This is a genomic window from Mesorhizobium sp. Cs1321R2N1 (assembly GCF_037179725.1).
In the GTDB taxonomy this organism is placed as follows: domain Bacteria; phylum Pseudomonadota; class Alphaproteobacteria; order Rhizobiales; family Rhizobiaceae; genus Mesorhizobium; species Mesorhizobium salmacidum.
In genome coordinates this window covers 1-10,793 of the sequence record NZ_JAPYKP010000172.1, presented here as the reverse complement: position 1 = coordinate 10,793, position 10,793 = coordinate 1, and the positions used below count along the sequence as shown (strand labels likewise).

Annotated in this window: 10 protein-coding genes; 5 read left to right on the top strand and 5 right to left on the bottom strand. The window is 62.9% G+C overall.

Annotation, left to right across the window (positions count from 1 at the left end; genetic code table 11):
* The 4 genes from O7A61_RS28340 to O7A61_RS28325 form a co-directional block, all read left to right on the top strand.
* Positions 1-398, top strand: a 398-nt coding sequence (locus O7A61_RS28340) for a DUF899 family protein (RefSeq protein WP_337132583.1), incomplete at its 5' end; no start/stop codon positions are given.
* A gap of 72 nt (positions 399-470) precedes the next feature.
* The gene (locus tag O7A61_RS28335) at positions 471-1,028 is read left to right on the top strand and encodes a DUF4142 domain-containing protein (protein ID WP_337132582.1); all 558 of its coding nucleotides are present in this window, start codon (positions 471-473) and stop codon (positions 1,026-1,028) included.
* Positions 1,029-1,328: 300 nt separating this feature from the next.
* Complete coding sequence (locus tag O7A61_RS28330; RefSeq protein ID WP_337132581.1) at positions 1,329-1,793, top strand: cupin domain-containing protein; 465 nt, start codon at positions 1,329-1,331, stop codon at positions 1,791-1,793.
* Positions 1,794-2,030: 237 nt separating this feature from the next.
* The gene (locus O7A61_RS28325; protein ID WP_337132580.1) at positions 2,031-2,423 is read left to right on the top strand and encodes a RidA family protein; all 393 of its coding nucleotides are present in this window, start codon (positions 2,031-2,033) and stop codon (positions 2,421-2,423) included.
* Positions 2,424-2,453: 30 nt separating this feature from the next.
* Here O7A61_RS28325 and O7A61_RS28320 read toward each other — a convergent pair whose 3' ends face one another.
* The 5 genes from O7A61_RS28320 to O7A61_RS28300 form a co-directional block, all read right to left on the bottom strand.
* Positions 2,454-3,137 (bottom strand): pentapeptide repeat-containing protein, encoded by a 684-nt coding sequence (locus O7A61_RS28320; RefSeq protein WP_337132578.1) that lies wholly within the window; start codon positions 3,135-3,137, stop codon positions 2,454-2,456.
* Between the two features lie 933 nt (positions 3,138-4,070).
* Entirely contained in the window at positions 4,071-7,568 is a 3,498-nt protein-coding gene (carB, locus tag O7A61_RS28315) for a carbamoyl-phosphate synthase large subunit (RefSeq protein ID WP_337132577.1), read from the bottom strand.
* Between the two features lie 189 nt (positions 7,569-7,757).
* Positions 7,758-8,537, bottom strand: coding sequence for an SH3 domain-containing protein (locus O7A61_RS28310; RefSeq protein WP_337132576.1), 780 nt, complete (start codon positions 8,535-8,537; stop codon positions 7,758-7,760).
* Between the two features lie 147 nt (positions 8,538-8,684).
* A complete protein-coding gene (locus O7A61_RS28305; protein WP_337132575.1) occupies positions 8,685-9,455 on the bottom strand; it encodes a metallophosphoesterase family protein in 771 nt (256 codons plus the stop codon).
* A gap of 61 nt (positions 9,456-9,516) precedes the next feature.
* A complete protein-coding gene (locus tag O7A61_RS28300) occupies positions 9,517-9,873 on the bottom strand; it encodes an ArsR/SmtB family transcription factor (protein ID WP_027143252.1) in 357 nt (118 codons plus the stop codon).
* Between the two features lie 194 nt (positions 9,874-10,067).
* Between O7A61_RS28300 and O7A61_RS28295 the strand changes: the two genes are divergently transcribed.
* Positions 10,068-10,793 (top strand): MFS transporter (locus tag O7A61_RS28295; RefSeq protein WP_337132574.1); only part of this gene is annotated, 726 nt, incomplete at its 3' end.

The window sequence follows — 10,793 nt, the reverse complement described above, 5'->3', positions numbered from 1 at the left end:
TCGACCAGTTCGACGGCGCGGTCGGCCATCTCGAGGCGGCCGGCTTCAACTTCGCCGTCGTGGCCAAGACCGCGCTGGAAAACCTCGTCACGCTGGGCCGCGATCGCGGCTGGCGCAACATGCGGCTGGTGTCGTCGGCCAACAACAGCTTCAAGCGCGACTACAATGCCGAGGATGCCGACGGTGCGCAGATCCCGCTGCTTTCGGTGTTCCACCGCGACGGTGACGGGATCAGGCATTTCTGGTCGTCCGAACTCGGCTTCGCGCCGACGGAGCCCGGCCAGGACCCGCGCGCCATCGGCACCTGCGAGATCCTGTGGAACCTGATGGATTTCACCCCGGAGGGCCGGCCGAACTGGCACGAGCAGCTGCAATATGGCGACGCGTGCTGCCACTGAGAGGCCTCGCGCAACTTCATCTCGCCTGCGGCGTTGGAATCCCGAGGGAACCATTCCGATCGGAGATCCCAGATGAAAATGCTCCTGACCATGGCCGCCGTCGCGCTGACCGCCGTCGCGCCCGCAGCCCTTGCCCAGACGAACGGCACCAGTTCGAACGCGGTCGCGCCCATGTTGCCCGACAGCAAGGTCGACACCCCGACCTTTGCCAGCACCGTGCCCAGCGCCAATGAATTCGAGATCCAGTCGAGCAGGCTGGCCGAACAGAAATCCGCCTCGGCGGACGTCAAGGCCTTCGCCGGCCAGATGATCAAGGACCACACCAAGGCCGGCGAGGACTTCAAGCAGGCGCTGAGCAAGGGGCAGACCACTGCCTCGATCAAGCCCGCCGGACCCGCGCTGCAGCCCAAGGACCAGCAGATGCTGGACCAGCTGAAAGGCGCCAGCGGCAAGGAGTTCGACCAGAAATACGTCATGATGCAGACCGAAGCCCACAAGCAGGCGGTCGCCCTGTTCAGCACCTATGCGAAATCCGGCGACGACCCCGCGCTGAAGGAATTCGCCAAGAAGACGCTGCCGACGCTGAAGGAGCATGAGAAGCACGTGAAGGAACTCGGCGCGGCGCATTAGGGGATCAAGCTGGCGCTCTACGGCGCCCCCCTCTGTCCTGCCGGACATCTCCCCCTCTTGGGGGGAGATTGGCTGTCATCGCGGCCTTCGCCAATTTTCAACCATTGCCAGAAAGAGAGCCGGCACCGAAGCTGCCAATCTCCCCACTTGAGGGGGAGATGTCCGGCAGGACAGAGGGGGGCGCCGTAGAGCGCTACCGCCATCATCCTGCCACTCCTCTGACAAACCGCCACCCCGCAACTTGGCCCTGTGCCTCCACCCGCCATGCGCTAGACTGCGCTCATCACCCGGGAGCACCCCATGCCCAAGATCGACCTCGCATCCGTGCCCGTCCGCAAGGGCTCCGGCTATCCCGCACCCTTCGACGCTCCTTGCGCCGACCGCACGCGCCGACGCCTTGGCGATGCCGGCGGGCTCACCGATTTCGGCGTCAACCTGATGACCTTGCCGCCGGGCGGCTGGTCGAGCCAGCGCCACTGGCATAGCCACGAGGACGAGTTCGTCTATGTGCTCGAGGGTGAACTGGTGCTGGTCGAGGATGGCGGCGAGACGCTGCTCAAGGCCGGAGACTGCGCCACCTTCGCCAGGAACAGCGGCAACGGCCACCACATGATCAACCGCTCGTCGGTCACCGCGCGCTACCTGGAAGTCGGCTCGCGCAATCGCGATGATGTCATCACCTGCTCCGACATCGACATGATGAGCCCGAGTTCGGACGGGCGGTTCCTGCACAAGGACGGCACGGCGTACCCGGGGCAGGGGTGACTGAACCATGCGTCCGCGCTGGCGTTCCGCCCGTGTCGGGATAAGCTGTCTATAACCGCAGGAGTCGGCGCAAGCCCCCTCATCCGGCCGCTTCGCGTCCACCTTCTCCCCGCTGGGGAGAAGAGCTTGGCGCTGGCGCTCGTAATCTCCTCTCCCCTCGGGGAGAGGTCAGCCGAGCGAAGCGGAGGCTGGGTGAGGGGGCCTTGGCGCCAGCTTGGCCAACAAGGGAGCATCGCCATGAAAAAAGAAGTCATCGAAGTGCCCGTGATGTCGGACAAGGTGCGGGCGCTGGGCCTGCCCTGTTCGACGGCGGTGAGGGCCAACGGCTTCGTGTTCATCTCGGCGACGCCGCCGGTGGACATGGTGACCGGCGAGATGGTGCGCGGCGACATCGAAACCCAGACAGACGCGTCGCTGAAGGCGTTGAAACATTGCCTGGAAGCGGCCGGCACCTCCCTGGAAAACGTGGTGATGGTGCGCATCTACGCCGTCAATTCGGGGTTCTACAACGCGATAAACAGGGTCTATGCCCGGTATTTCAGCGTGAACCCGCCGGCGCGCAGTTTCGTGCCGGTGGCGTCGTGGCCGATGGAGTTTGATATCGAGATTGAGTGTGTGGCGGTGGGGTGAGTGATGGCAGGCAGAGTGCGCGCAGACAGCTTAAATCGGAAATTCATAAGGTTTCAAGCTAACGCTGTTTTTGCGAGGGACTATCAGAACGTATTCGTTTTCTGTCGGTTCGCCGATGTGAACGTGCCAATATTGACGCCTTTCGGTTTTTGAGACGTTAAGATCAAATACAATTCTATCTATATCTTGTAGTGGAATTGAAAATGCTATGCTCAAATCCATGCAGCCAAGTACGAAATATCCTTCAGAACCGCCTCTAAGGAAATCATCCCATCTCGGGTGATACGCATACCAATAAGGTGTTCGAGAGTTGTATCTCCTAGATATTGTACAGGCTATTCTCTTTTTCCCGTCAATGTTCTGATACATCGCCTGGCTAGTCTTAATTAAGGTATCTCCAAGTCGGGAGGACATAGCGGCTATGATTGCTTTCCTCTTTTGGATAATCATCTGAGTATTAATACGATCCGCTGATTTCCCGTCGTTAAGGAACTTGGCGCCCTTAATAATGGCACCGCTGAAATCAGCGTTTCCGATAACCGCGTTGGTAAAGTCACAGCCCGTGAAATTAAAGCCCCTCAATCTGCAATTTGAAAAATTCATGCCTTCAAAATTCGCAAAACGAAAATCCGTTTCTGGGTCGAGACCGGATATCCTCACCAATTCTACGAAGTTGTCGGTGTCGGCCGAAATGAACTTTTGCCAAAACCTCATCTAGTTCCACCATCATAGGTCCGTCTCACAAATCGGCTGTTTTCGCTCGCATATTGATGCTCTCAACAACAGCCTTATGATCCCAAACTTATTCCCCGAAAAGAATGAGCCATCCGCCCGTCTGAACAGGAGGGCGTCGTACGGGATTTCGAAGGATACTGAAACTCTTGGCTTCGGCCCGTTGGGTTCGGCTCGGCAGAAGCGGTCATGTTTGATAAGTGTGCCAAACAATGGTTTTTGTACCTGTTCAGACGTGAGGCTCCACGCGGGGCTCACCGCGTTCCCGTGTGCCAGAATAGGCCTGTGTACTGTCGAGAAACGCGCCGTTTTTGCGCTCGTGCTCTTGAAAACACGCGAATGTGACGACTTCACACTTCCCTGTGGAGTGGATGCAGAAATTGACGCTGCCCATCCACTATCTATTCCCTTGTTGGCTTCGGTAGTTTCTGAGATCTCTTGGGAGACCTCTATTTCCCCCAGGTTTATGGCGTCAAATGCCCAATCCTCTTCTGGAAGCGAACAGTCTTCTGTCTGAAAGTGTAGGACTATACGGCTCACAGCATAACGGATCGTGGGGAAATGCCAGCCTACCTTGGCTTCCCCTCCGCGAACAGTGAGACCTAAAGTCTTTCCAACCTTGTTCGTAGGTGAAAGAGCAAGCGTCGCACTGACCAGGGTTTTCCAGCTGTCCACAAAAGAATCCCGACTCCGCCACTATTTAGTGAGGCTATCAAGCGTCGGTCCAATCCGCAAATAGCTCTGAAATACCTGTTGGCTGTGGTCCTCATGCCTGGTTCAGAACCGACAGCCCCACTGGAAGCTTAGCCCGATCCCTCTATGAGAGATGCCAAGGCATTTCAGAAGTTCGTGCTGCCCCTCATCCGCCTGCCGGCACCTTCTCCCCGTTGAACGGGGAGAAGGGAGTCAATCATCTTACGCAAAATACTCCTGCAGCGGCCGCACTTCGAGGCTCCCCGCCTTCAGCGCCGCAATGGCCTCGGCCACCGCGGCAGCCCCCGACAGCGTCGTGTAATACGGCACCTTCTGCATCAGTGTTGCCCTACGCAGCGATTTGGAGTCCGACACCGCCTTCTGGCCGTCCGTGGTGTTGAAGACGATCTGCACCTGGCGGTTGCGGATGGCGTCTTCGATGTGGGGGCGGCCTTCCAGGACCTTGTTGATCTTTTCCGCCACCACGCCATTTTCGGCGAGGAAGCGCTGCGTGCCTGACGTCGCCAGCACCTTGAAGCCGAGGCCGGCGAGGCGCTTGACCGCCGGCAGGATGCCCTTCTTGTCCTCGTCGCGCACCGAGACGAACAGCGTGCCGGAGCGGGGCAGGTCGACGCCGGCGCCGAGCTGGCTCTTGGCGAAGGCGAGCGCGAAGTCGCGGTCGAGGCCCATGACCTCGCCGGTCGAGCGCATTTCCGGGCCGAGCAGGATGTCGACGCCGGGGAAGCGGGCGAAGGGGAAGACGGCTTCCTTGACCGCGATGTGGCCGGGGTTGCGGGGGTCGGGCATGGCGCCGTAGTGGGAGAAGGCGTCTTCGAGCGTCTCGCCGGCCATGATGCGGGCGGCGATTTTCGCGATCGGGCGCCCAATGGTCTTGGCGACGAAAGGCACGGTGCGCGACGCGCGCGGGTTGACCTCCAGCACATAGACCGTGCCGTCCTTGATCGCGTACTGCACGTTCATCAGGCCGCCGACATTGAGGGCGCGGGCAAGGGCCGCCGTCTGGCGCTCCAGCTCGTCGACCAGTTCCGAAGGCAGCGAGTGCACCGGCAGCGAGCAGGCCGAGTCGCCCGAATGGATGCCGGCTTCCTCGATGTGCTCCAGAATGCCGGAGACGAAGGTCGCCTTGCCGTCGCAGAGGCAATCGACATCGACCTCGATGGCGCCCGACAGATAGGTGTCGAACAGCAGCGGGTTCTTACCCAAGAGCGTATTGATCTGACCGGTCTTGTCGTTGGGGTATTTCTGCTTGATGTCCTCCGGCACCAGGCCGGGCACGGTGTCCAGCAGGTAGCTCTGCAGCATGCCCTCGTCATGGATGATCTGCATGGCGCGGCCGCCGAGCACATAGGAGGGGCGCACCACCAGCGGGAAACCGAGCTCGCCGGCGACGAGGCGGGCCTGCTCGACCGAATAGGCGATGCCGTTCTTCGGCTGGCTGAGGTTGAGCTTGTGCAAGAGCTTCTGGAAGCGGTCGCGATCTTCGGCCAGATCGATCATGTCGGGCGAGGTGCCGAGGATCGGAATGCCGGCTTTCTCCAGCGCATCGGCCAGCTTCAGCGGCGTCTGGCCGCCGAACTGGACGATGACGCCGACCAGCTCGCCCGAGGCCTGCTCGGCGCGCAGGATCTCCAGCACGTCCTCCGCCGTCAGCGGCTCGAAATAGAGCCGGTCGGAGGTGTCGTAGTCGGTCGACACCGTCTCGGGATTGCAGTTGATCATGATCGCTTCATAGCCGGCGTCGCGCAGCGCAAACGCCGCGTGGCAGCAGCAATAGTCGAACTCGATGCCCTGGCCGATACGGTTCGGCCCGCCGCCGAGGATGACCACCTTCTTGCGCGACGAGACCTGGGCCTCGTTGGCGAGCGCGCCGGCGAAGGGCACTTCATAGGTCGAGTACATGTAGGCGGTGGGCGAGGCGAACTCGGCGGCGCAGGTGTCGATGCGCTTATAAACCGGATGAACGTCGAGCTTTTCGCGAATCTTCTGAACGACTTCGGCGTCGGTCTTCGTCAGCGACGCGAGGCGGGCATCGGAGAAGCCCATGGCCTTGAGCATGCGCAGGTTGACGGCGTCCTGCGGAATACCGTGCTCGCGGATGCGGGCTTCCATGGCGAGGATGTCGGCGATCTGTTCGAGGAACCACGGGTCGATCTTGCACATGGCGTGCACGTCTTCGAGCGACGTGCCCATGCGGATTGCCTGCGCCACCATGCGCAGCCGGTCCGGCGTCGGGGTGCCGAGCGCGGCGCGGATGGCGTTGCGGTCGTCCGGGTTGTTGCCCAGGGCATGGCCAAGGCCGGGAATCTCGATCTCGTCGAGGCCGGTGAGGCCGGTCTCCAGACCGCGCAGCGCCTTCTGCAAAGACTCCTGGAAGGTGCGGCCGATGGCCATGACTTCGCCGACCGACTTCATGGCGGTGGTCAGCACCGGCTCGGCGCCGGGGAATTTCTCGAAGGCAAAGCGCGGGATTTTTGTGACGACATAATCGATGCTTGGCTCGAACGATGCGGGCGTCGCACCGCCGGTGATGTCGTTCTCCAGCTCGTCCAGCGTGTAGCCGACGGCGAGTTTGGCGGCGATCTTGGCGATCGGGAAACCGGTCGCCTTGGAGGCGAGGGCGGATGAGCGCGAGACGCGCGGGTTCATCTCGATGACGACGAGGCGGCCATCGGCGGGGTTGACGGCGAACTGCACGTTGGAGCCGCCGGTCTCGACGCCGATCTCGCGCAGCACCGCGATCGAGGCGTTGCGCATCATCTGGTATTCTTTGTCTGTGAGGGTGAGGGCAGGGGCGACGGTGATGCTGTCGCCCGTATGCACGCCCATCGGGTCGATGTTCTCGATCGAGCAGACGATGATGCAATTGTCCGCCTTGTCGCGGACGACCTCCATCTCATACTCCTTCCAGCCGAGCACGCTTTCCTCGATCAGCACTTCGGTGGTCGGCGAGGCGTCGAGGCCTGACTGGACGATGTCGTAGAATTCGGCCCTGTTGTAGGCGATGCCGCCGCCGGTGCCGCCCATGGTGAAGGAGGGGCGGATGATGGCGGGCAGGCCGACATGGTCGAGCGCCTGGGCGGCGATCGCCATGCCATGGCTGATGTAGCGCTGCTTGCGGTCGCCTTCGCCGAGGTTCCAGCGGGTTTCCAGCGCGTCGAGTTCGGCGTCGAGATTGTCGGGCTTCTCGGCCTTCAGCGCGGCGCGCTCGGCCTCATGCGTCTTGCGATCGGCGTTCTTGACGTCGGTGGCGTTGGCCAGCATCGACTTCGGCGTTTCGAGCCCGATCGTCTTCATCGCCTCGCGAAACAGCGCGCGGTCCTCGGCCTTGTCGATGGCATGCGCGTCGGCGCCGATCATCTCGACGTTGTAACGCTCGAGCACGCCCATCCGGCGCAGCGACAGGGCGGTGTTGAGCGCGGTCTGGCCGCCCATGGTCGGCAGCAGCGCGTCGGGCCGCTCCTTGGCGATGATCTTGGCGACGACCTCGGGGGTGATCGGCTCGATATAGGTGGCATCGGCCAGTTCCGGGTCGGTCATGATGGTGGCCGGGTTGGAATTGACCAGGATGACGCGGAAGCCCTCTTCCTTCAGCGCCTTGCAGGCCTGGGTGCCGGAATAGTCGAACTCGCAGGCCTGGCCGATGACGATGGGGCCGGCCCCGATGATCAGGATCGACTTGATGTCGGTGCGTCTGGGCATGTCTGTGAATTCCGTTCGGCAGCGGGCTTGCACAAAAAACCGGGACGGGAAGACCCGGCCGGTTGTGCTCGCGATTCTGGTATCAGGCTAGGAGGGCCTTATAGGGAAGAGTTTTGCCCGATGTAACCCCGAAAATGAAGGGTTCACAGCGCCAAGCAAACAAGCGCCTCATTCCATCGCGCCGGCGTCCTAATCCCCCAGCACCACCGTATCCGTGATCTCGAACCGCTCCGCCACGCCGATGCGGATCATGTTGAGTTTGCCTTCCCTGGTGAAGCGGAAGTTGCTGCCGGCGTCCGAGCTTGCCGGCAGGCCAGCATCGAAGGAGATGACGCGGCTGCCGCCATCGGGCCAGGTCACGGTCACGTCGGCCTTGTCCGTGCCCTTGCGCGTCACGCTCGCCGCGCAGGGCGCCATGGGCTGTCCAACGTAGCGGGCGCAGGGAATTTGCAGTGTTCCATTCGCCGCCAGCGCCAGCCCATAGGCATCCTGCATGGCGATCTCCGCCGCGGATTTAGGCATGGTTTCAGGACTGGCCGGCTGGTCCGCGCTACCCAACCGGGCGGTCAGGTCGGGTGCATCGGGCGTCGCGCCGGCTTCGGTGGCCACGGCGTCCCCCGCCTGGCCGGGCACCGTCGCCGGATTGAGAGGCACCAGGTAGCGCGCGGGGGCCCAGCCGGTGGCTTTGGGATTGTCAGACTCGACCTTGCACCAGGGATGGCCGTCAATGTCGTTGCAGCCGAGGTTTCTCACGCTCGCACCGGCAGCCAGGCGGGCCTCGGTCTTACCGATCGCCGACGGCTTGGCGCGGACATTGAGCAGGTCGTCGGGGGCGAGCCCGGTGACGACGGAGATGAACGGCGCCTCTTCGGCATGCGCCGGAACAACGGCCGGCCACGCCGCCATCAGCAGCGGAACGGCAATCAGCGCCTGCAAACTTTTTCGGAGCGTAACTGTGCGCCTCATCATTTGGCCGTGCGCCGATACTCAAATCACCGCGGCCGTCTCGCCGCATGTCCGGCCGGTTTTATAGGGGACGGCGCGCGGCCATGAAAGCCGGAAAATTCAGCCCAATCATGATGGCAAACCATGGCGCCGGGTGGTGCGGTTCAAGGATTACGGCCGCGCCGCTTCCGGCATGAAGCCGGTGCGCAGGCCGTGCGCCCATTCCGGGCGTCCCGCCTGTTCGGCCTGCCGTGCCGCCGCCTCGTGGTCGTAGTCCACCGCGATCATCTCGAAGCGATCCGGTTGACCGCCGCCGCCCAAGGTGACGATGCCATAGCGCGCATGCGGCGAGCCCTGTTCGGAGACATGCGCCGGCGGCGTGTCGTCGTCATAGGCGGGGCAGCCAATGCTGCCCGGGTTGAAGATGACGGGACCATCGGGAATGCGGATCAACTCGGCCCGGTGGCTGTGGCCGCAGAGCGCGATGCGGCAGGCTGGGTCGAGCCCCTTCAGCCGGCGCCGGATCGTGGCCAGCGGCGCGCGGACCAACTGGCCATCGACGATCGCGTCGAGCAGGTATTTCTCGTCGTGATCCGGGCGGGCATGGAAGGCGACGATGCCAGGCGCGATCTCAAGGGTCAGCGGTTGGGCGAACAGTGCGTCGCGCTGCGCTGGCGTCAATCGCTGCTGCGCATAGACGTCGGACGCCCACATGGTCTCATCGGCCGGATCGGCGGCGACGCGGCGGTCATGGTTGCCACGCACCGTCGGCAGGTTGAGCGCTTCCAGCCGTTCCATCGTTTCGCGCGGCCAGAGCGGACCCGAAACGCTGTCGCCGAGATTGACGGTGAGATCAGCGCCGCCGCGATGCCCGAGATCGTCGAGCACGGCCTCGAGGGCGAGAACATTGCCGTGGATGTCGGCGAGAACGGCGATGCGCATGAGGAGCTTCCGTGGGTGGGCGGCAGGACTTGGTTCCTCCCCCGCTTCGCGAGGAAAAGGTTCAGACCGGCACTTCCAAATCATGACCGCCTACCGCCGGCAGGGCGGCGTCGTCGGCGGCCGCCGCGATCACGCTGTCGAGCAGGCCGGGGAAACGGGCGTCGAGGTCGGCGCGGCGGAGCGTGATCATGCGATTGGTGCCGACCACTTCGGCGCGGGTGACGCCAGCCTCGCGCAGTTTGGCGAGGTGGTAGCTGAGGTTGGTCTTGGAGGCGAGGTCGAGAAAGCGGCTGCAGTTCAGCGGCACGCCTTCCTTGCTGGCGAGATAGCGCACGATGGCGAGCCGCGTCGGGTCGCCGAGCACGCCGAGCACGATGGGCAGGCTGATCTGGTCCGTATTGGGGTGTGGCAAGCTCATGGCTGGAACCTAAGCGCAGTTCGGACCGATTTCAACGCGTCGATCCTGCTCAGCCCATACACGCTGTTTCTCCACTTCACGACCGTCCTGACACAGTGCTGTCAGCACGGTTCTGCTATTTTGCCCTGGCTCATTGACATGATGCCCTTTTATGTCCAATTGTTCAATAACTTTTGAACTAAGGACGCTTTCCCATGGACAAGAGAATCTTCTGGCTTGCGCTCGGATCGTTTGCGATCTCGACCGAAGGCTTCGTCATCTCCAGCCTTCTGCCCGATATCGCAAGGGATGCCGGCATCTCGGTGCCGCTCGCCGGTTCGCTGATCACCGCCTTCGCGCTCGCCTATGCGATCGGCACGCCGATCCTGGCAACGCTGACCGGTGAATGGGACCGGCGCCGCGTCATCCTGTGGACGCTGGTGTTCTTCGTCATCGGCAATATCGTCGCCGCCCTGAGCTCATCCTTCGAAGTGCTGCTCGTCGCACGCATCATCATGGCGCTGTCGTCGGGCCTGTTCGCGGCGACCGCGCAAGGCACGGCGGTGGCGCTGGTCGATGATCATCACCGGGCGCGTGCCATCGCCGTCGTCGTCGGCGGCACCACGGTTGCGGTCGCCGTCGGTGCGCCGCTTGGCGCGCTGGTCGCGGCCATCGCCGGCTGGCGCGGCACCTTCTATGCCATTGCCGGCCTTGGCGCCCTCGCCGGCGCCATCCTGTGGTACCGGCTGCCGCGCGGCATCATCGGCACCAGGCTGCCGCTGAAGCGCCGGCTCGCGGCGGCCATGCGTCCCGGCGTGATGCCGATCCTGGTGACGACGGTGCTTGCCCTCATTGGCGCCGTCACAGTGTTCAGCTTCATTGCGCCGCTGGCCATTGAAGGCGCCGGGCTGTCGCCTATCGCACTGCCGGGCATGCTGCTC

Excerpts from the sequence above, each read along its gene's own strand:
- O7A61_RS28305 (WP_337132575.1), bottom strand. The coding sequence starts at position 9,455 with ATGCGCATCGCCGTTCTCGCCGACATCCACGGCAATGTTCTCGCCCTC.
- O7A61_RS28320 (WP_337132578.1), bottom strand. The coding sequence starts at position 3,137 with ATGAGGTTTTGGCAAAAGTTCATTTCGGCCGACACCGACAACTTCGTA.
- carB (WP_337132577.1), bottom strand. The coding sequence starts at position 7,568 with ATGCCCAGACGCACCGACATCAAGTCGATCCTGATCATCGGGGCCGGC.
- O7A61_RS28310 (WP_337132576.1), bottom strand. The coding sequence starts at position 8,537 with ATGATGAGGCGCACAGTTACGCTCCGAAAAAGTTTGCAGGCGCTGATT.
- O7A61_RS28330 (WP_337132581.1), top strand. The coding sequence starts at position 1,329 with ATGCCCAAGATCGACCTCGCATCCGTGCCCGTCCGCAAGGGCTCCGGC.
- O7A61_RS28325 (WP_337132580.1), top strand. The coding sequence starts at position 2,031 with ATGAAAAAAGAAGTCATCGAAGTGCCCGTGATGTCGGACAAGGTGCGG.
- O7A61_RS28335 (WP_337132582.1), top strand. The coding sequence starts at position 471 with ATGAAAATGCTCCTGACCATGGCCGCCGTCGCGCTGACCGCCGTCGCG.
- O7A61_RS28300 (WP_027143252.1), bottom strand. The coding sequence starts at position 9,873 with ATGAGCTTGCCACACCCCAATACGGACCAGATCAGCCTGCCCATCGTG.